Here is a 21,065-nt window from a genome sequence, read left to right as displayed (position 1 = left end):
CGCGCCCGCACCCAATTCCCGTACAACCATGAGGAGTTACCCACCATGCATGTGCACACCTCCCGCTTCGCCGACAAGACCGTCCTGATCACCGGCGGCGGCTCCGGCATGGGCCTGGCCGCGGCCCGCCGCTTCCTCGACGAAGGAGCACGGGTCGCCCTGGTCGGCCGCAATACCGAGCGCCTGGAGAAGGCGGCCGTCGAACTGGACGCCGGGCAACGGGTGTTGACCGTGTCCGCCGACATCTCCACGGCTTCCGGCGCCGAGGCTGTGGCCGACGCCGTCCGCGAGCGCTTCGGCACCTTGGACGCGGTCTTCGCCAACGCCGGTGTCGGCGTCTTCAAGCGCCTGGGCGACTTCACCGCACAGGACGTCGAGGACGTGCTCGCCGCCAACGTCAAGGGCGTCTTCTTCACCGTCCAGCGCGCCCTGCCGCTGCTCAACGAGGGATCCGCGGTGGTCATCAACGCCTCGTGGACCCACCACCGCGGACTGGCCATCGGCTCGCTGTACGCCGCTTCCAAGGCCGCCGCGGGCAACCTCGCCAAGACCCTGGCCGCCGACCTGGCGCCGCACGGTGTCCGCGTCAACGCCATCAGCCCCGGCTACATCGACACCGACATGTACCGCGAGTCGGTCCCCACCGAGGAGGGCCGCGAGGCGGCGCGCCGCGACGTGGTGTGCGGCCGCATCGGCACACCGGAGGAAGTGGCCTCCGTGGTCGCCTTCCTGGCCTCCTCCGACGCCGCCTACGTCAACGGGGTCGACCTGCTGGTCGACGGCGGCCTGTCCATGTCCATCCCGGCCTGAACCGGACCTCGAACCCCTTGGAGACGATCGTGCGTACACGACGCAGCATCGACACCCACGTCGACATCGACGCACCGGTCCAGGCCGTATGGGAAGCCGTCACCGACCTGGACCGCTACCGCGACTGGAACCCCTTCATCATCGACGCAAGCGGCCGCATCGAGGCCGGGGCCCGGCTCCACCTGCGCATGCAGCGGCCCATGAAGACCGAGGAGGAGACCCACACACCCACCGTGACCGCCCTGCACGAGGGCCGGCTGCTGCAGTGGTCGGGGATCATCAAGCATCCCGCGTTCTTCCGCGCCCGCCACTCCTTCGTCCTGGAGGAGCGCGACGGGGGTGTCCGGCTGCGCCAGCTCGAGGAGTTCGGCGGGCTGAGCATGCCGCTGGCCGGCGCGATGGTGTGGCGCATCGAGCAGGGCTTCATGTTGATGAACGCCGCTCTCAAGGTGCGCGCGGAGTCCCTGGTGGCCGCCTCGTGAGTACGGGACGTTCCCGCGCCGCATGGGTGCTTGTCGCCGTCCTGCTGGCGCTGTTGGTGCTGCCGACCTCGGTGACGGGCTCCGGAGTCGCACTGCCGCACATCGCCCGTGACACCGACGCCTCGCTGGCGAGCCTGCAGTGGGTGGTGCACTCCTACAACCTCACCTTCTCCAGCTTCATGCTGGCCTGTGGTTCCCTCGCCGACGTCTGGGGGCGCCGGCGCCTGTTCGCCGCCGGAGCGGTGCTCTTCACCGCCTCCAGCGCCCTGAGCGCTCTGGTCAGTGACATCACCGTCCTCAACGCGTCCCGCGCGCTGGCGGGCATCGGCGCCGCCGCCCTGCTCACCAGCGGCAGCGCGATCCTCTCCGCCACCTTCACCGGCGCCGCCCGTACGCGCGCCTTCGCCGCGGTCGGGATCGTGACCGGTGCCGGGCTCGCGCTGGGCGCCATGGCCGCGGGAGTGCTGGCGGACTCGCTGGGCTGGCGTTCCTTCTTCGGCCTGCACGCGATCCTGATGGCACTGGTGGCCTGCGCGATCCCGGCGATGAGCGGGGCGCGGCCCCAACAGGGCGCGCGGGTCGACTGGTTGGGCACCGTGCTGTTCGTGACCGCCCTGTTCGCCCTGATGATGGGTGTGGCCGAGGGCCCGCAGTGGGGCTGGTCGAGCCCCGCGGTGGTCGCCCTGCTGATCGGCAGCGTCGTGCTGTTCGCCGCCTTCGGCGCCGTCGAGAAGCGGGTGAGCGCGCCGATGCTGGACCTGGCGCTGCTGCGCAACGCCCGTTTCATGGGCCTCTGCCTCGTCCCGGTCGCGGCGACCTTCGCCTTCGTAATCCTGCTGCCCCTGCTGCCGAACTACCTGGTCGTGGCCGACGGGATCTCCAGCCAGGCGGCGGGCACGCTCATGCTCCTGATGACGCTGCCCATCCTGCCGACCCCGATGCTGGCCGCCCGGCTGCAGCGCTGGGGCATGTCGACCCGGGCCGTCCTCGGGCTGAGCGTGCTGCTGCTCACGGCCGGTGTGGCCTGGCTGGCCCTCGCCCTGCACCCGGGCGCCGGAGCCGCGGACCTCGCCGCACCGCTGATCATGCTCGGCGTGGGCCTCGGATTGAACTTCGGCCTCGTCGACGGCGCCGTCCTCGACGTCGTCGAACCCCAATCGGTGGGCACCGCCGCCGGGTTCCTCAACACCCTGCGCCTGGGCAGCGAGGCAGTGGCCATCGCCGCCGCCGGCGCCGCCCTCGTCGGACTGCTCACCGGGCGTCTCGCGGACGACGGCCGGACCGCCGCGTCCGCCGGGGAGATCGCCAACACCGCCGCGGCGGGTGAGCGCGAGGGGCTGGCGCGCCTGGCCCCGTCCGGCACAGGTGAGAGCTTCCAGCAGCTGGTGGCCCAGGAGTTGACCGGTGCCTGGCAGACCGTCCTGCTCGTCAGCGCCGCGCTGTGCGCCGTCATCGGCGTGGCGGTGTGGAAGCTGCTCGCGCCGCGGCGACAGGACAGCGCGGAGGTTCCGGCGGAGCAGACCGCGCGGGTGAAGGAGGCCGAGCATGCCTGAGGCCTCGCAGCAGAGCGCTCCCGGTGCACCTCAGCCGGGCGTGCCCGGGACAACTCCGCGGAGCGCACCCGGGTCAACTCCGCGACGCTCCGCGGCCGTTCTGGCCACCACGCTGGTCGCCCTGTTCCTGGTGCCCTTCACCTTGACCGGTGCCTCGGTGGCGCTGAGCGACATCGCCCGGCAGCTCGACGTCGACCTGTCGGACACCCAGTGGGTGGTGAACGCCTACAGCGCCACCTTCGCGGCGTTCATGCTGGTCACCGGTGCGTGGGCGGACCGCTTCGGCGCCCGGCGCGTCTTCGCCACGGGTGTGGCGCTCTTCGCGGCCTGCGGGCTGCTGGCCGCAACTGCCGGAAATATCTGGCTCCTTGACGCGGCCCGCCTACTCGCCGGCATCGGAGCCGCCGCCACCACGACCGGTGCCAGCGCGGTGCTGGCGGGGGCGTTCACCGGCCGCTCACGGGCCCGCGTCTTCGGCCTGTTCGGCACCACCATCGGCGTCGGGCTCGCCTTCGGTCCGACGGTCGCCTCCCAGCTCGTCGACGGCTTCGGCTGGCGGGCGGCCTTCGCCCTACCGGGCCTGGTCGGCGCGGTGTGTCTGCTGGGTGTCCCGCTGCTGCCGCGCCCCGCCGCACCGCGGGCCACGGGCCGTCAGGGCGACCCGGCCGGCGCGATCTGCTTCACCGTGGGGCTGTTGGCCCTGGTCTTCACGCTCGTGGAGGGCCCGCTGCTCGGCTGGACGTCCCCGCTGGTGTGGGCGTCCGCGGCGATCACCGTCGCGGCGCTTGCGTTTTTCGTACGGTGCGAGCGGACGGCCGCGCGTCCTCTGCTGGACCTGCGGCACGTGGGCACCGGCCGGTTCGCGGCGCTGTGCCTGGCGGTGGCCGCGGTGGTCGGGCTCTTCGCCCCGCTGCTCACCTACTTGCCGACCTACTTCACGCGCGCTGTGGGCATGACCCCGTCCACGGCCGGGTGGGCGATGCTGGCGCTGACCGCTCCGGTGCTCGTCCTGCCGCTGCTGTGCGGCTACTTGGTGCGCTGGATCCCGGCCCGGGTGCAGGTGGTGGCCTCACTGGTCCTGGTGGCGGCGGGCGCGGCATGGATGGCGACCGGCGCGTCCCTGCTGCCCGCCCTGCTGGTCGCCGGGTGCGGCGTGGCCATCGCACAGGGGCTGCTCGACGGCCAGGCCGTGGACGCCGTCCCGGTCGAGCACGCGGGCGCGGCGTCCGGCGCCTTCAACACCGCCAAGCTCACCGCCGAAACGGTGGGGATCGCCGCGGTCGGCGCCGTTCTCGCGCAGACCACACAGGGCACGCTCACCGGCCCCGGTCTCGCCGACGGCCTGCACTCCGTGCTCTGGTGCTTCGCCGCGCTGTGCCTGGCCTCCGCGGCGGCGATCGCGGCGCTCCTGCGACGGCCGCGCGCGAACACCACGGACCTGCCGTCCGATCGGCGTCGGGAGGTCGTGCACGAGCCGGCTTGACCCGCGCCTGCTTTCCGTACGAGTTCCCGCTTCCCCTGCCAGTTCCGTACGAGTTCCGTACACACCATCACCGTCCCCAGACCTCGCGAGGTACGACGCATGCGCGCCATCACCATCCCCCGCTTCGGCGGCCCGGAAGTCCTCACCCTCACCGACGCCCCGCAGCCCACCTCCGGCCCGGGGGACGTCTCCATCGACGTCGCCTGGGCCGGCGTCAACTACGCCGAGATCCTCTTCCGTTCCGGCGTCGTCGACCTCGAACTGCCCTACGTTCCGGGCATCGAGGTGGCCGGCACCGTCCGGGCCGTGGGCGAGGAGGTCACCGGCCTGCGCCCCGGCCAGCAGGTGGCCGCGCTCACCATGCTGCGCGGCGGGGGCTACGGCCAGGTCGCCGTCACCGACGCCCGACTGGTCTGCCCGCTGCCCGCCGGCGCCGACCTCAAGCTGGCGGCCGCCACCCCCTCCAACACCAGCACCGCCTTCCTGGTCCTGGAGCGCACGGCCCGGCTCCAGAAGGGCGAGTCCGTCCTGGTGCACGCCGCTGCCGGCGGTGTCGGCAGCCAGCTCGGGCAGGTCGCCCGCCTGCTCGGCGCCTCTCAGGTGGTCGGCACCGTCGGGAGCCCCGAGAAGATCGAGCATGCCAAGGCCCTGGGCTACGACCATGTGCTGCTGCGCGACGAACTGCCCGCGGCAGCCGCGAACCTCACCGACGGGCGCGGCTTCGACATCGCCGTCGACCCGGTCGGCGGGGCCGCACGCACCCAGAGCATGCAGGCCCTCGGCATCGGCGGCCGGCTCGTGGCCATGGGCAACGCATCGGGTGCCGACGACGTCCCCTTCGGCGCCAACGACCTGTGGATGAGCGGCAAGGCCGTCCTCGGCTTCAACCTCGCCGCCCTGGCCGCCGAGGCACCTCAGGAGATCACCGACGCGCTGCGGCGCGCGCTCACCGCCGTACTCGACGGCAGCGTCACGGTGCCCATCAGCCGCACCTTCGCCCACGACGAGGCGACCGAGGCACACCGCCACATCGGCTCCGGCCTCAGCACCGGCAAGACCGTCCTCGCCATCGGCGCCTGACGTTCCCGTCCTTCCCGGCAAGGAGACACCTACAGTGCGCACCACCACGCTCGGCCGCACCGGAATCACGGTCAGCCGCCTGGCCCTCGGCACGATGATGCTGGGCTCATGGGGCAACCCCGACCATGACGAGGCCACCCGGCTCGTGCACGCCGCCCTGGACGCGGGCATCAACCTCATCGACACCGCAGACATGTACTCCGGCGGTGAGGCCGAGACCATCCTCGGTCACGCCCTCAAGGGCCGCCGCGACCACGTCGTGCTCGCGACCAAGGCACACTTCCCGATGGGCGAGGACCCCAACCAGCGTGGAAACTCCCGCCGTTGGATCCGCCAGGCCGTCGAGGGCAGCCTGCGCCGGCTGCGGACCGACCGCATCGACCTCTACCAGATCCATCGGCCCGACCCTGACACCGACATCGACGAGACCCTCTCGGTCCTGTCCGATCTGGTCCGGGAGGGGAAGGTGATGGCCATCGGCAGCTCCGACTTCCCCGCCGAGCAACTGGTGGAGGCACGCTGGACCGCCGAGCGCCGCGGGCACATCCCCTTCCGCACCGAGCAACCGCCGTACTCGATCTTCCTTCGGGGTGCCGAGCGCGCCGTGCTGCCCACCGCCCAGCGGCACGGGATCGGCGTCCTGACGTGGTCCCCGCTCAACAGCGGCTGGCTCACGGGGCGTTTCCGCGCCGGTGAGGAGCTGCGCCTGGCGGGCTTCCGGCAGGACATGATCCGGTACAAGTTCGACCAGGAGTCACCCGGCAACCGGCGCAAACTCGAGCTGGTCGAGGACCTGCTCAAGCTGGCCGGGGAAGCCGGGGTGCCGCTGGCCCACCTCGCCGTGGCCTTCGTCCTGTCCCACCCCGCCGTGGACAGCGCCATCATCGGCCCGCGCACCCTGGCCCAGTTGCAGGACCTGTTGGGCGCGGCCGAACTGGACCTGCCCGACGACGTGCTCGACCGCATCGACGAGCTCGTCCCGCCTGGCACCGACCTCAACCCCGCCGATGCCGACTATGTGCCGCCGCACCTGTCCGACGCACGGCTTCGGCGCCGCTGACGGCAGAGCCGAAAACCCGTACCCCGTCCGGTGGTTGTCCGCCCCTCGTCCAATTGTTGCCCGCCACCCCCTCCGGGGCGGGCAACAACCCGACGTACGAGGTCAGTTCACCGGCGCCGTCGCCCACAGACGTCCCGCAGCAACCGACTCGTCGATCCCGCTCAGCAGCGTCTCGTCGACTCCATCCAGGTGCGACACCAAGTGCTCAACGCCGACCTCGCGCATCAACTGCGCCTGGTGGCTGTGCGGGAAGGTGCTGGGGTAGCCCACGAAGGGTGCCCCTTCCGTCCGGGCCACCTCGCCCACCTTGGCCACGTCATCGATGAAGACCACTTCGCCCTGCGTCAGGCCGAGGATGCCCGGTATCTCCGCCACACCGGGGCGGAAGTCGTTGGTGCAGATGTAGCCGGGCTCGTCGAACAGCTCGGCGTCGGCACCGAGCGAGGCACGGAAGTGGTCGGCCCCGAGCCCGCCGTAGCACACGGTTCGCAGCCCAAGTGCCCGCAACCTGCTGACCAGTCCGGTGGCTCCAGGGCTCAACTCGACCGGGTTCTCGGCCAGATACTCGTCCCGCTCGCGGAAGTACGTCTCCAGCGCCTCGGGCCCCGTCATCTCCTGCGGGACCGAGCGGGCCATGGCCCAACCCGCCTCCGCCCGCCGCTGGGAGAAGATCGAGCGCTCGGTCTCCGCCGTGTACTCACCTCCCCTTGAGGTGATGAAGCGGTGGATGACCGGGCTGAAGGTGTCCGTCAGCATGACGCCGTCGATGTTGACGGCCACCGCCTTCAGCCTCTGGAACGTGCTCACGGTTTCGGTTCCTCTCGTGGGGTGCGTAGGGCGGGGTCGACCCGCTCCACGCTGACTTCGAGGTGCTTGATGGCTTCGGTGGACGCGATTCCGGGCAAGGTCAGCCGCCACATGTCGAGGACCCGCTCGGGCAGATCCTCGCGCCCCGTCTCGACCTGGGAGTAGGTCTGCAGCCCGGTACACGCGCCGACCAGGAACTTCGCCACCGTCTCCGGCTCCGCCCCCGCTAGCAGTTCCCCGGCCCCGCGCGCCTCCTCCAGGCACTCCTGCATGATCGTGCGCCACGTCGAATACGGCGTCACATCGCGCATGCCGAAGGTCGCCTGCTCGTCCGTCAGCCGGACACCGGCACGCAGCAGCGGGTCACGCTGGAGCTGGAACGACCAGGTCAGCAGCAGGTCGACCAGCTTCTGCAGCCCCTTGGCGTCATCCGGGATGACCAGCGCCTCCGGCTGCGCGTTCATCACCGCCTGCGCCAGGCCCTGCTTGGAGCCGAAGTGGAAATACAGGGCGCCCGCCGTGAGATCCGTCCGCTGGAGGATCTTGGCAATCCCGGCGCCCGTGTACCCGTACTCGTCGAACACCTCTGCCGCCGCTAGCAGCAGAATCCTGCGCGTCGCGAGCGCCCGCTCCTGCTGACCCTTTGCCATCTTCAGCCCCTTTGCCGGTTGACAAAAAATAATACACGCTATGTTCTACGGTCAGACATCCGATGGGCCGCCGCACCGGCTTGGATGCGAACTCCGCCCATCCCGAGATGAAGGCCGTTGATGAGCACCGTCACCACGAACATCGACTCAGCAAGACAGCCCCAGCCGGCCAGGCCGGTCCCCAAGGAGCTGGTCCACAAGCACCACGCTTGTCAGGTTCTGCTCAAAGACTGGCGAGGGAACGCGGACGGAACGTTCTCGATACCCGTCGACTGGCACCGCGCCACCGACTCGTTCGCGCCCCTCTTCGGGCACGTCAGCCCTGCCTTACTGGTGGAGACCGTCCGCCAGAGCTTCCCACTGCTCGCCCATGTGGGCCATGAAGTACCGCTCGGTCACCACCTTCTGTGGGACGAGTTCCGCTACACGTGCACGCCGTCCGCCCTGCGCGCCGTCGTGCAGCGTGCACCACAGGACGTCGAACTGCACGTGACCTGCACCGAGGCGCAGTACCGGGGCAAGCGCGCCTCATTCCTGGCCTTCGACATCGACGTACTGGCCGACGGGGTCTCGCTGGCCCGTGCCCACTCACGCTTCCCCGTGCTGGCACCGGCCGTCTACCGACGGATCCGCCCCGACGCCGGTGACGGCCGAGAGGCCATGGCCCGGGCCGTCCCGCTGCCCCCGCCGCTCCCCCATCAGCCGCTGGGCGTCGGGGAGTTCCACGATGTGGCCCTCTCCCCCACCGACCGGCCCCAGGAGTGGCTCCTGCGCGTCGACGTGCACCACCCGTTCTACTTCGACCACCCCGTGGACCACGCCCCCGGCACCCTGCTGCTGGAAGCCGCGCGCCAGGCCGCGCAGGAGCTCCACCCGCGTCTCACGGTGATCCCGGCGGGCCAACAGGCCCTCTTCTCCCGCTACGTGGAGCTCGATCAGCCGTGCACCGTGACGGCCGAGACCGCGGGCGAGGACGACGCCGGCCGGCCCGTGACACACGTACGCATGATGCAGAGCGGTCAAGAGTGCTTCCGCTCCTCCCTCACCCTCGCCGGCGCACAGCAGCGCTGAACCGCCGCGAGCGGCCCTGCACCCTCGTCCCGGAGCTTCCCGGGACTTCCCAGGACTTCCCAGGACTTCCCGGGGCTTCCTGGGGCTTCCCGGAGAAGGCGCGCAGGGCCATGCGGGCGGTCACATCAGACCGCGAGCGTCCCGCCCTCCACGGGCATGGTCGCACCGGTGACGAAGGTGGAGCGGTCGCTCAGGAGCCAGGCGGCGGCCTGCCCGATCTCGTCGGGGGAAGCCATGCGCTGCTGGATGGCGCGGGCGAAGAAGGTCTTCTCGATCCCGGGGGAGCCGGCGATGGCCCCTTCCATCATTTCGGTCAAAGTGGAGCCGACCGCAAGGGCGTTGACGCGGATGCCGCGCTCTCCGTACTCGTGGGCGGCGGCCTTGGTCAGGCCGATGACGGCGTGCTTGGCAGCCATGTAGGGCGCGCCGACACCTGTGGACACCAGGCCGGCGACGCTCGAGGTGTTGACGATGGAGCCGCCGCCGGAGGCGAGCATGGCGCGGATCTCGTGCTGCAGGCAGTTCCAGGTACCCCGCACATTGGTGTCCATCACCAGGTCGTAATCGTCCATGGACATCTCGTGCAGTTCGGTCCCGACGGTGGCGGTGCCGGCGTTGTTGAACGCGCCGTCGAGACGACCGAACTCCTCGACCACGACCCGCACCGCCCGCTCGACGTCCCCGGGGTCGGTGACGTCGCCGGCGATCGGCACGGCGGTGCCGCCCTCGGCACGGATGTCCGCGGCGAGGTCCTCAAGATTCTGCTGCCGCCTGGCCAGCAGACCCACCCTGGCACCTTCACGGGCGAAGAGCCGTGCCGCGGCGGCACCGATGCCGCTGGAGGCACCGGCGACCAGGATGTTCTTCTCAGCGAGCAAACCGTGTGTTGACATGCGGGAAGTCAAGCAGACGGTGATCGGCCGGAGTCAGGCCGGGCTAGATCTTCCCTTGGCCCCGACGGCCTCAGAACTTCCCTATGCATCCGCCGAGTTGTGAAACGTTTCGTACGGCACGTACCAGGCGCCATGTGTCCGAGTAGAACTGAGCAGGTCGTAGCGGGGCGTTCAGAAGGAGACGAGTATGACGAGTATGCGGACCCTGTTCCGGGGCGGTCGCGTCATCGATCCGGCCGGTGGGTTCGACGGGGCGGCCGACGTGCTCGTGGCCGATGGGAAGATCGCCGCCGTCGGCACCGACCTCGCACCGCCGACGGATACAGAATTGGTGGACGCCACCGGGCTCGTCATCGGCCCCGGCTTCGTCGACCTGCACAGCCACGTCCACTCCATCGCCGGGCACCGGTTGCAGGCCATGGACGGCGTGACGACCGCGCTCGACCTGGAGGCCGGCCTGATGCCGGTCGAGCGGGCCTACGCCGAGGCCGCCGCCGCGGGCCGCCCGCTCCACTTCGGCTTCTCCGCCTCCTGGGGCGGCGCGCGGGCCCAGGTTCTCGCCGGCATCACCCCCGATGCCCGGATCGCGTCCAGCCTTGCCGTGCTGGGCGACCCGCGCTGGCAACGGTCCTCGTCACCGCGCGAGTTGGCGGCGTGGCTGTCCCTGCTGGAGGACGAGCTGGCGGCAGGCGCACTCGGGATCGGCATCCTGATGGGCTACGCGCCCGCCACCGAGCCCGCCGAATTCCGGGCCGTGGCCCGGCTCGCGGCGAAGGCCGGCGCACCCACGTTCACACACGTACGGGAACTGGTCGAAATGGATCCGGCCACCCCTGTCGACGGCTCCACGGAGATCGCGATCGCGGCGGCCGAGACCGGCGCGGCGATGCACCACTGCCACGTCAACAGCACCTCGGGTCGACACGTCGACCGCGTCCTCAACACCCTTGAGGAATCACGGCAGTCGGGCTCACGGGTCACAGTGGAGGCCTATCCGTACGGAGCGGGCAGCACGGCCGTCGGCGCGGCCTTCATCGCTCCGGAGCGGCTACGCCTGAAGGGCCTGGGCCCCAGCAGCGTCATCATGGTCGAAACGGGGGAACGGATCGCGGACGCAGCCCGCCTGGAGCAGCTCCGCACACAAGACCCGGGCGCGCCCTGCCTCCTGGAATTCCTCGACGAGGACAACCCGCGCGACCTGGCCCTGCTGCGGCAGGCACTCGCCTTCCCCGACGCCGTCGTCGCCAGCGACGCGATGCCCGTCTTCTGGCCCGACGGCAGCCACGACAGCACCCGGTGGCCCCTGCCACCCGGCGGCACGACACACCCTCGTACGGCCGGAACCTTCGCCAAGACGCTCCGCCTGATGGTGCGCGAAACCGGAGCCTGGACCTGGCTGGAGGCCTTCCGCCGCTGCTCCTACCTCCCGGCCCGCATCCTCGACGACGTGGCCCCCGGCGCCCGCGCCAAGGGGCATCTGGGCGTGGGCGCCGACGCGGACCTCGTGGTCCTCGACCCGGCCGCGGTGACCGACACGGCCACGTATGCGGATCCCACACGGGCGTCGCGTGGGGTGCGGCATCTGTACGTGGCCGGGGTGCCGGTGATCTCGGACGGCGCGCTGCGCCCCGATGCTCTTCCGGGGCGACCGCTGCGGGGCGAACCGCGGTAACGACATGGGAGGTTGGGGCGGGCTGGGGCTGCCGGGGTGGCTGCACCAGCCCGACGCGGGCAGCCCGCTACAGTGGCGAGATGTTCAAATCCCGCAAAGTACGCAAAGAAGACGCCTGGGACGGCATCGTCATCGACAAGACCCGCCGGGCGACCGACGGCTCCAACCTCTACCACTACGTCGAGGTCCGCCTGCAGGACGATTCGACGATCAAGGTCCGCTTGGACAAGCCCCTGTGGGAGTCACTGACCATCGGCGACCGCCTCGTCAAGGAAGCGGGGGCCTCGGAGCCGGCCAAGGCGCCTCGCTAGACCGGGCGAATTGTGGGTGGATGAGGGCGGGTTGACGGCCCGAGCGGTCCGCTGGATAGGCTCGTGGATCGGTGTGCGTGAAGGTGAAGGGCCCGCTGGGCTCGAAGGGGGTTCCTCATGACCGACAGGCCGGGAAGCGGACCGGGGCCGGGCGATCGGGAGATCGACGACTCGGAGCTGATGGACGTCGCGCAGGATCCGGAGCAGGCCGAGAGCCTCCACAAGGCGCTGCGCACACTCGCCAACAACCCCAACGTGAACGGCCCGCTTCAGGAGATGGCCCAGGGCATCCTGTCGGGACGTATGGGCATGACCGACGCCATCAAGGACGCGCGCTACATGGACGCACTGGGCGACCGCATGACCGAGATCCGGCACGCCGCGGAGTCGCAGACCATGGAGGACCGCGAGGCCGAGCGCGGGAAGCGCGAGGAGTGGGCGCGCAAGCGGGAAGAGGAGGAGCAGAAGGAGCGCGACGAGCGCGACGGTCCTTCGACCAACTTGTTCACGGGGTCGAAGAAGCGTGGGCAGGGCGGACACCGGGGTTGATCCCGGGCCCGCTCCCCCGCCGGTCTCGGAACAGCACTGTGACACCCGGAGGTTGAGCGCTTGTCAGTGCCTCTGGGTACGCTGTCGTAGACATGAGACGGACGCGAACCAGCGGCAAGATGGCGCCGGTTGGTGAAACGGGGGCGTAGTCATGGGTGACGGATTCAGGAGCAGTCCGGAGACACTGAAGGCCGAGGGGCAGAGCTTCTCCGACATCGGCAGGGAGTTCTACCAGGCGACCGCCAGGCTGAAGAACGGCCTGGCCGCGCAGGGCGACGGCGGAGGCGGCGGGGGCGAAGCGCCGAAGGACACGTCGTTCGCGAGCGTCGCCCAGGACGCCTGGAAGGGCATGACGACCTTCAGCGACAAGGCCGGCACCCCGCCCTGGGGCGACGACGAACTCGGCGAGAAGTTCGGCGTGGTCTACGAGGGTCTGCGCGACGGCATGACGGACTCGATGGAGCACCTGGCCACGAAGCTCAACGAGATCGGCAAGGCGTTGGAGCGGATGGCGAAGAACCACGAGGAGAACGAGGACTTCAACGAGGCTCTGGTCAAGGAGCAGACGCCGGAGAACCAGTTCGGCGGCGAGGTCCACGTTCTGAAGTCCGTGAGCAAGTAGCCGACTCACAGCGTTGGCTGATTTGCCGTCACTCAATTGCCCATAGGAGAGCGTTCGTGTCTCAGCCCGGCACGCCCGAAGCGGTGCAGCCCGTCCCCACCACCGCCGAAGAGGCCCTGGCCGCCGCTCGGTCCCGATTCGAAGTGCTGAATCCGGAAGGAAACCCGGCGCCGCTGCACGTGGTGGAGTTCGACATCGGCTTCCTCGTCCACGCTGTCATGCCCCCGCCGCCGCCCGGCACCCAGGCACCGTTGGGCGGCAGCCACATGGTGATCTCCAAGACCGACGGAGCCGTCACCTACATCCCCAACTTCCCGCCGGACTCCGCGATCGACCTCTACCGCAGCATGCGCCGAACCAACGGTTGAGCCGGCTGCCTTCGGACCGGTTCGTCTGCAACAGCACTGTGACACGGGATAGTTGAGGGTTGCATAGGGCCAGTGGGTAGTCTCTGGCATGAGCATGGCTCTGCGTCGGCGCAAGCCGATTGAGCCGGCCCACAAGGCCGGGACAACACGAACTACATGGCGACAACGGGGGTCTTCGTCGTGGCTTTGATGCTGCCCAACGGGCTTGAGTGGCTTCTCGAGATGTGCGGCTTCGACTGGCCCACAGGCGACGAAGACAAAATGATGGAGTGCGCCAACACCTGGCGCCAGTTCGCCGCCGACGTGACGGACCTCCAGTCCCGCGGCTTAACCGCCGCCGGCAACGTTCTCGCGGAGAACGCCGGGGACTCCATCGACGGCTTCAACAAGACCTGGGAGAAATTCGCCGGCGGCTCCGGCTACTTCGACGACGCCCGCCAGGGCGCCGAGTTGATCGCCATCTGCATGGACGCCGCGGCGATGCTCATCATCGGGCTGAAGATCGCGGTGATCGCCCAGTTGGTCATCCTGGCGGTCGAGATCGCCGCCGCCCAGGTCGCCGCTCCGTTCACCCTGGGCCTGTCCGAGATCGGCGCGATGGGCGCGGCCGCCGCCACGCGCCTGATCCTGCGCAAGCTCCTCAAGGAGATCGCCCAACAGATCTTGCAAGCGGTGCTGGAGACCGCCAAGGAACCCTTCGTCTCCGCTCTCGAAGCCATGATCTCCGACGTGGTCGCCCAGACCGTCGAGCAGAACTTCGGCAAGCAGTCCGGTTACGACCTGGGGCGCACCGCCAAGACGGGTTACGAAGAGGGCAAGAGCGCCCTGGAGAACTCCGGCTCCACGTTCGGCGAGTCACTGCGCGACGGCGCGGGCTCCCGGGCGGGGCACGGCGCCCGCCATGGTCTGAGCGGAGGCGACGGCGGGGACGGAGGCGACAGTTCGTCGAGCTCTGGCAGTGACAGCTCGTCCAACTCGTCCAGCTCCAGCGACTCGTCCTCCGGCGGTTCGTCGTCGAGTAGCAACTCGTCGTCCAGTGACGGCAGTTCGTCCAGCAACTCCCCCGGCTCCAGCAGTTCGTCGGGTTCGTCCAACTCGCCTTCGAACGGCGGAAGTTCGTCGGGCGACTCGTCCGGTTCCAGTACTTCGCCGAGTTCGAGCGGCGGCGACTCCGGGCGCAGGGCGCCGGACATCGGCGGCCCTTCGTCCTCGTCGCCGCCGGGTGGCGGTTCGGACACCTCTTCGCCGAGTACGGCGCCGAGCGGCGGCACGGACGGTACCGGCGGCACGGGCTCACCGGACAACTCGTCGTCCACATCCTCGCCCTCGCCCACGCCGAGCCGTGGCTCCGACCCACCCAGCCCGTTCGACGTGGGCACCCAGGCGTACCAGGACAGCATCAGTCAGCCGTCGGGCGGCGACCCGTCCGGCCCCGACTCCTCCACGCCGGACTCCTCGAGCCCCAGCGCCTCCACCCCGGATTCGTCTAGCCCCGACTCCTCCGCCCCCGGCGCGTCCCCGGACTCGTCCACACCGTCCGCCACGACACCTGACATCGAGGGTGGACCGGCCCCCGACACCACCCCTGACTCCGCCCGTCCAGACAGCAGCCCAGACGCCCCGACGAACACGCCGCCGGGCAACGAGCCGTCCCTGCCCTCCGATCCCTCGCCCAACGAGAGCACGGGCACCACGCCGGACGTCAGCACCTCCCCGACGCCGGACACCACACCGGAGGGCGCCGCCCCGAGCCGTCCGGAGGGCGCCGACACCCCCAGCCCGGGCCAGGGTGCGTCGATCCCGGACCAGCGCAATCCCGAGCCCACCCCGTCCACGCCGCCCGAGGCCGCGCCCACCCCCGCGCCGGACAACTCCAGCCCCGACCCCGCTGCGCACCAGGTCGACCGCGACTCAGTCAGCACCATGCCCGCACAGGCTCAGGGCCCCACGCCGGGCGACTCCGGCGACGGCACCAACAACGACAACCAGAGCCAGGGCACCGGCAGCGGCCGCATGCCGAGCGGCGCCATGCCCGGCAACGCGCCCACCTCCCACGCCAGTCCCGGCCAGGGCCACGCGCCGACACACCCGTCCCTGACCCCGCACGACCCGAGCGACCCGGACATGGACCTCATGGGCGGCGTCGCCACGGCGGCACCCCCAGCGTCCAATGCGCAGTCCGCTGACGCGGGCGTCCCGCAGCAGGCGGCCCAGTCCTCCGCGCCGCCCTCGACGCCGCCCCCTGGCGCCATGCCGCCACCGACGGCCGGCCCCATCCCGACGCAGGCACCGGCAGCGGGCGGCCCCACGACGCCACCGCGGTCCACCACGCCCAGCGCAACAACACCGCGTACGGACCAGCCGAGCACCCGGCCCACGACACCGTCCCGGAACACCCAGCAGAACGGCCCCACATCGCCGCCGCGCACCAGCACGCCGCGCACGGAGACACCGAGCCGCCCGACCACTCCGCCCCGCGGCGACCGCCCGACGAACCGCCCGCCGGACAACCGTCCGTCCGACCACCAGTCCCCCACGCCCACGCCGAACGGCCAGGGGATGCCGGCCCAGAACAACCACCAGCCGACCACCCCACAGCCGGACGCCACCAACCAGACGCCCGACCAGAACCAGCACGAGCAACAACAGCAACAGCCCACGGCACCTCCGCCCCCGTCCCAGGCAGACAACCTCTCGGACATCCGAAACGACCTGAACACCCCGTCCGAAGGCCTGACCACACCCGACCCCGCCCACCAACAGGACCTCGAGAACGCCCACCCGAGGAACCCCGACGGCACCCCGCAGGTGTTCGCGGACCCGCGGCAAGGAAACTGGGCCGGCCTGCAGAACGACGGTGGCCCTGGCGTGCCCGGCCGGTCCAACAACTGCGCCGACTGCACCCGTTCGTTCCTCGAGACATGGTTCGGCCGCCCGACGGTGTCCGCCCCTCGCACCCTGGACCAGAACCCGGACGGCAGCCTGAACCGCTTCTCCGCGGAGCGCGACTCGGTCGACAACCAGGCACGTTGGGCCGGCGCCCCCAGCACGTACGCGGGCAAGGACCACCCCAACCCGTATGTGCGAATAGCCCACGAGCTGTCGCAGGCCGGGCACGGTTCGGCGGCCGTGATCGGCGTCAACTGGCCCGGCGGTGGCGGCCACGCCTTCGCGGCGGTCAACCACAACGGCCAGGTCCTGTTCGTCGACCCGCAAACGGGCGTCGTCAGCGAGAACCCGATCCACCTGGGCGCCCAAGAGGTCTTCTACACCCCACTGGACGCCAACAGGAATCCGATCACCCCGTACTTCTTGACTCCGTCGACGCCGCAGCCGTCCGCGGAGAACACCACCCCGGACACAACGAACAACACCTCGGACCCGGACTCGTCGACGAACCAGTCCACGCCCGACCCCCAGTCGTCCGACACCACACAGGAACCGGCCCCGGATCAGGCCCCGGCCTCCGATACCTCCACCCCGGACACGGACGCCACCCCGGATCTGGACTCGGACACCACGCAGCCCCCGGAGTCGACGAACCAGGAAGACCCGCAGTCCGACACGGACCAGGACGCGCAGGGCAGCCAGGACAGCCAGGACAGCCAGGACTCCGAATCCCCAAAGGATCCCGGGGATTCTCAGGACACCGACGCGACCGACTCCACCGACTCCACGCAAAATCCGGACGACGGCACCGACCAGCACCAGGACTCGACGGAACCGACCCCGTCCACGGCAACTCGCCCTTCCGGCCCCCCGGACGGCTACGACGACCCGACCGACGCCGACAGCCGCGCGCAGCAGGAACGATTCCCACGCAACGAGGACGGCTCGTTCCAGCAGGCTGCCGACCCGCGCGAGGGCTCCTGGCTCAACGACATCCGCGGCCAAAACCCCGACGACTCGGGCCGCGACGTCAACTGCCCCGACGGGGCACTCGCGTTCGCCGATTCGTACGCCGGCAACCCCACGGTCGCCGCCCGCCGCAGCCCGAACGAGGACGGCTCCCCCGCCGACACCCCGGAGCCGGGCGGCCGCGACCGTATTGAGAACACCCTGGGCGCCCAGTTCGACGACTTCGGCGACGGCCGCGACGCGTACAACAACCTGGAGACCACCCTCCTCAACGAGGGCCACGGCTCACAGGCCGTCATCATCACGCAGAACGCCGACGGCCGCGCCCACGCCTGGAACGTGGTCAACCACAACGGCCAGATCGTCTACGCCGACCCCCAGACGGGCCAGAGCTCCACGACCCCGCTCCACAACGGCAACAACGGCGTCTTCGCCATCCCCCTGGACGCCAACCGCCGCCCCATCGACACCACCAACCAGCCTGCCGCGCAGAACCAGGGTCAGACCGCCCCGCCTGCGCAGGACCGCCTGTCGCCTCAGCGTCCGGCGGGTTCTGGCAATGAGTCCAACGTCGAGAGCGCGGCAGACACTCGCGGGCGACGTAATCAGAGCCTTCCCGACCCGGAAACAAAGAATCAAGAGCACGCGAATCTCCCACCGGATTCGTCGCAGCAAGAGCTCCGGGAACAGCCCCGCGTCCACAGGATCGACCTGGATCCTGTCCAGCAGCAGATGCAGCAATGGGCCACACCCCCGGGTGACAACACGCCGTCCCCGCTCGCGAACTTGCTACGGGAGTCCCTCGACCGTCGGCAGGACTATGTGGAGTCGGCGCAGAACGTCCGCGCCACGAAGCAGGCCTTGGACGCCGCTCGCAAAGAGGTCAGTAGCGCCGACAAGGATCGCAAGAAGGCGATCAAGGCTGAGAAGGACGCCAAGACCGACGCGGAGAAGGAGGCCGCCCAAGAGCGGAAGGCAGCCGCTGAACAGCGGCTGGCGGATGCCAGGGCTGTTGTTCCGGCAGCCACGGCGGCCCACCAGGAAGCGCAGTTCGCTCACCGAAACGTCCAGGTTCCCAAGACCAACTTCACGGACAGTGACCTGCGTCGTCACCTCGACCCTGCGTGGTCGAACATGAACGACGGTCAGCGCTACGCCGCCCTGGCGACGCTCGGGCGCATGAGCCATTCGTTTCACGCGAACAACGCGGTCGGCATGGCACCCGAAGCGGCCAAGGACAACTCCCCGTATGCCGATGCTCCACCCAAGCGGGGCAACAAGCCCGATCCTGCGGCTGAATTCGCCGAGTCCGTGGCTTCCTGGCGGCGCGAGGTTTCGGCGACTCCGAGTTCCGAGATCCTGCAAAACCCGGAGAACCTGCGACAGCTACTCGAGGAAATCGAGCGCAAGTCTGGCGATGATTCGGACAAGAATTACGCGGTTGTCGAGATTGTCGACGACAAGGGCGAAAGCCACTACATCATCGACTCATCGGTTCCACCCTCCGATGACGCTGTGCGTCCCCGCCACTCCGAGAGCCACATCTTGGAATGGGTCGAACATCTCAACAAGAACCGGGAAGCGAACGGCAAGCCCAAGTACACCCTCGCCGGCCTGTATACCGAGCGAGAGCCTTGTGGTAGCCGAAAAGGAAACTCCGGGCACGCCGACTGCTCCCTCACGATCCGTGATTCCGAGGCCATGACCGGTGTTCCGGTGTACTACAGCACCACCTACCGAGTCGACCCTGAGCGCAAAGAGTTGATGGCGCAGGAGCGGCAGCGCCTGGTGGACGAGGGAAAGAAAACCGAAGCCGAAATCAAGACGGCTCTCAAGAAATTCCGCACACCGAACCAAAGGATCATGGACCAAGAAATTCGGGCTCACCTGAATTTCATCGATGGTTTGACACAGACGCTGGCGAACCCGGACCAGAACGCCCCGGTGGCTCCGGCACCCGACCAACACACACCGCCCAGCCAGGCCCCCCAGTCGGGCCCGTCGCATCCCGCGGATCCCAACCACACGCCTCCATCAGCTACGCCGGACACGGACCGCCGTCCGCCGTCCAACCCTGCCGGTACGGACCGCCGCCCACCGGCCGAACCCCCAGGCGTAGGCCACAGGGCCCCGACCAACTCCGCCAGCACACCGCCCACCGACACGCCCAGCGGCGGGCGCACACCTGCGGACGCCGGAACACCCACGCCGACGGACTCGCAACGCTCGAACCACAACATTGCGCAGCCGCAGACCGAATCCGCGAGCGCGCGAGACATCCCACGTCCCGTCATCGCAACCTCGGGTACGGGCGAGCACACCAGCGCCCCGTCCCAATCCACCGACGAGCCTCGCGAAGGTTCGCCCGCCGCCGACAACCAGCAGGAAAAGCAGGGCCGGTTGAAGCGCGTCTGGCAGTTCCTGACCCCGTCGGGGCCTGCCGAGCCCACCGAGGTCACTACTGAGGTGGACCAGCCGCGTTTCGGCAACCACAAGAAGCCGCCGGAGATCCAGCCCGACCGTTACGGCACTCCGTTGGACCGCCCGGACGGGACGCGTGTACCGCTGTTCGATGGGCCTCCGTCGCGTGAGCAGACACAGCAGGGCGCCATCGGCGACTGCGGAATGATCGCCACCATGGGCGCCATGGCGAGCAGGTACCCGGACCTCCTCCAGGACATGATTCGTGAGATGGAGGACGACGCCTATGAGGTCCACTTCCACGAGGTCGCGCGCAACAACTACGGTCACCAGGCTCCGACCGGCCGCATCCTGACTGTGCGCGTCACCCCGGACCTGCCCGTGTACAGCGACTTCCCCAACTCCACCGCCTACGCCGACGCCGAGGGGGTGGGCGTGGCCTGGCCCGCGATCATGGAGAAGGCCATCGCCGGCCTGGACCAGTTCTGGGACGACAAGAAGCGCGAGCACGAAGCGCAGTTCCCCGGCAACAAGGACTTCGACGGCAACCTGCTGACGGGCTACTCCCGCATCACCCAGGGCTCCACATCGGGCGACCGCGCCGAGCTGCTCGCCCAGCTCACAGGACGTACGGCGGAGAACCACGAATTCCCGACGCAGTACGATATGCAGGGCCGCAGCCCGGAGAAGCAACTCCTGTCCCACCTGCGGGAACTGACGGAAGGCGACAGGCCGGTTGTTATCGGCACCCGCCCGAAGGGTGCGGGTGTGGAGAACAAGATGGAGAAGGGCCTCCTGAGTTCCCACGCCTACGAGATCGTCTCGGTTGACGACAAGGGCCTCATCCAGTTGCGCAATCCGCACAACGAGGACCATCCCGAGCCGCTGACCATCAAGGAATTCATGAAGTATTGCAGCAACCAGTACGCATCTCTGGAGGATAAGAAGTGAGCAGCGCCGACACGGTTCACCTCTGGCAGGGGATTCAGCGCAAGTCCGAGAACGCGAGGTTCGCGGTAACGGACATTTACCGGGATTCCGACGCCTCGGTCAGGGTTGAAATCCGGAGCGTGACCACCGAGATGCACCGTCACACTCTCCGCGTTGGCGAGACCTTCCCCGTGGGCGATGAAACATGGCAGCTCGCCGAGTTGACGGGGTGGCCGAGCGAGGAGGACTGGGTCGTGAAGTTGTGCCGGGTCCCGGAGAAAGGCCCTGGAGAGCGGTAGGCAACGCCATTGGGCGGAACGCCGCGGGCCGCCGCGAGGTCACCGGCCAACCGGCCTGGGAAGCGCCGGTTCATGAACATGACCGACCGTCAACAGCAACCGGAGCCCGTATTACCGTGATGGAGGCCCGCAGAACCAACGTCAAG

The 21,065-nt window shown here is 69.5% G+C and carries 17 protein-coding genes; 14 read left to right on the top strand and 3 right to left on the bottom strand.

Annotated features, from left to right (window positions below; genetic code table 11):
• The first annotated feature begins 45 nt into the window (after window positions 1–45).
• From OHA73_RS40285 to OHA73_RS40260, 6 genes are all read left to right on the top strand, one after another.
• On the top strand, window positions 46–810 hold the full coding sequence (locus OHA73_RS40285; RefSeq protein ID WP_267067813.1) for an SDR family NAD(P)-dependent oxidoreductase: 765 nt from the start codon (window positions 46–48) through the stop codon (window positions 808–810).
• Between the two features lie 29 nt (window positions 811–839).
• Window positions 840–1,292, top strand: a complete 453-nt coding sequence (locus tag OHA73_RS40280) for an SRPBCC domain-containing protein (protein ID WP_266723745.1) — start codon at window positions 840–842, stop codon at window positions 1,290–1,292.
• Window positions 1,289–2,845, top strand: a complete 1,557-nt coding sequence (locus OHA73_RS40275; protein WP_327657697.1) for an MFS transporter — start codon at window positions 1,289–1,291, stop codon at window positions 2,843–2,845. The genes OHA73_RS40280 and OHA73_RS40275 overlap by 4 nt, the downstream gene beginning before the upstream one ends.
• Window positions 2,838–4,328 carry an MFS transporter gene (locus tag OHA73_RS40270; protein ID WP_327657696.1) on the top strand — a complete coding sequence of 497 codons (1,491 nt, stop codon included), beginning with the start codon at window positions 2,838–2,840 and terminating at the stop codon, window positions 4,326–4,328. Before OHA73_RS40275 ends, OHA73_RS40270 begins: the two co-directional genes overlap by 8 nt.
• Window positions 4,329–4,427: 99 nt before the next feature.
• A complete protein-coding gene (locus OHA73_RS40265) occupies window positions 4,428–5,408 on the top strand; it encodes a quinone oxidoreductase family protein (protein WP_327657695.1) in 981 nt (326 codons plus the stop codon).
• Between the two features lie 34 nt (window positions 5,409–5,442).
• The gene (locus OHA73_RS40260; RefSeq protein WP_267067818.1) at window positions 5,443–6,468 is read left to right on the top strand and encodes an aldo/keto reductase; all 1,026 of its coding nucleotides are present in this window, start codon (window positions 5,443–5,445) and stop codon (window positions 6,466–6,468) included.
• Window positions 6,469–6,570: 102 nt separating this feature from the next.
• Here OHA73_RS40260 and OHA73_RS40255 read toward each other — a convergent pair whose 3' ends face one another.
• On the bottom strand, window positions 6,571–7,275 hold the full coding sequence (locus OHA73_RS40255; protein WP_327657694.1) for an HAD family phosphatase: 705 nt from the start codon (window positions 7,273–7,275) through the stop codon (window positions 6,571–6,573).
• Window positions 7,272–7,925 (bottom strand): ScbR family autoregulator-binding transcription factor, encoded by a 654-nt coding sequence (locus OHA73_RS40250; RefSeq protein WP_327657693.1) that lies wholly within the window; start codon window positions 7,923–7,925, stop codon window positions 7,272–7,274. Before OHA73_RS40250 ends, OHA73_RS40255 begins: the two co-directional genes overlap by 4 nt.
• 120 nt (window positions 7,926–8,045) lie before the next feature.
• Here OHA73_RS40250 and OHA73_RS40245 point away from each other — a divergent pair, with 120 nt between their 5' ends.
• A complete protein-coding gene (locus OHA73_RS40245) occupies window positions 8,046–8,996 on the top strand; it encodes a ScbA/BarX family gamma-butyrolactone biosynthesis protein (RefSeq protein WP_267067821.1) in 951 nt (316 codons plus the stop codon).
• Window positions 8,997–9,121: 125 nt separating this feature from the next.
• Here OHA73_RS40245 and OHA73_RS40240 read toward each other — a convergent pair whose 3' ends face one another.
• On the bottom strand, window positions 9,122–9,889 hold the full coding sequence (locus OHA73_RS40240) for an SDR family NAD(P)-dependent oxidoreductase (RefSeq protein WP_327657692.1): 768 nt from the start codon (window positions 9,887–9,889) through the stop codon (window positions 9,122–9,124).
• Between the two features lie 187 nt (window positions 9,890–10,076).
• On the opposite strand from OHA73_RS40240, the gene OHA73_RS40235 reads away from it, so the two are divergent.
• The 7 genes from OHA73_RS40235 (at window position 10,077) to OHA73_RS40205 (ending at window position 20,919) form a co-directional block, all read left to right on the top strand.
• A complete protein-coding gene (locus tag OHA73_RS40235; RefSeq protein WP_327657691.1) occupies window positions 10,077–11,561 on the top strand; it encodes an amidohydrolase family protein in 1,485 nt (494 codons plus the stop codon).
• An 80-nt stretch (window positions 11,562–11,641) separates the two neighbouring features.
• Window positions 11,642–11,872: a DUF7489 domain-containing protein gene (locus tag OHA73_RS40230; RefSeq protein WP_266723729.1), complete on the top strand. Its 231-nt coding sequence runs from the start codon at window positions 11,642–11,644 to the stop codon at window positions 11,870–11,872.
• A 117-nt stretch (window positions 11,873–11,989) separates the two neighbouring features.
• Window positions 11,990–12,421 (top strand): hypothetical protein, encoded by a 432-nt coding sequence (locus OHA73_RS40225; protein WP_327657690.1) that lies wholly within the window; start codon window positions 11,990–11,992, stop codon window positions 12,419–12,421.
• Between the two features lie 151 nt (window positions 12,422–12,572).
• Window positions 12,573–13,043, top strand: a complete 471-nt coding sequence (locus tag OHA73_RS40220) for a hypothetical protein (RefSeq protein ID WP_266723725.1) — start codon at window positions 12,573–12,575, stop codon at window positions 13,041–13,043.
• Between the two features lie 56 nt (window positions 13,044–13,099).
• Window positions 13,100–13,411 carry a hypothetical protein gene (locus tag OHA73_RS40215; RefSeq protein WP_267067826.1) on the top strand — a complete coding sequence of 104 codons (312 nt, stop codon included), beginning with the start codon at window positions 13,100–13,102 and terminating at the stop codon, window positions 13,409–13,411.
• A 156-nt stretch (window positions 13,412–13,567) separates the two neighbouring features.
• Complete coding sequence (locus OHA73_RS40210) at window positions 13,568–20,641, top strand: toxin glutamine deamidase domain-containing protein (protein ID WP_327657689.1); 7,074 nt, start codon at window positions 13,568–13,570, stop codon at window positions 20,639–20,641.
• On the top strand, window positions 20,638–20,919 hold the full coding sequence (locus OHA73_RS40205) for a DUF6406 domain-containing protein (protein WP_327657688.1): 282 nt from the start codon (window positions 20,638–20,640) through the stop codon (window positions 20,917–20,919). Before OHA73_RS40210 ends, OHA73_RS40205 begins: the two co-directional genes overlap by 4 nt.
• The last annotated feature ends 146 nt before the right edge of the window (window positions 20,920–21,065 follow it).

The organism is Streptomyces sp. NBC_00483 (assembly GCF_036013745.1).
GTDB lineage: Bacteria > Actinomycetota > Actinomycetes > Streptomycetales > Streptomycetaceae > Streptomyces.
This window is presented reverse-complemented; position numbering and strand designations above follow the sequence as displayed.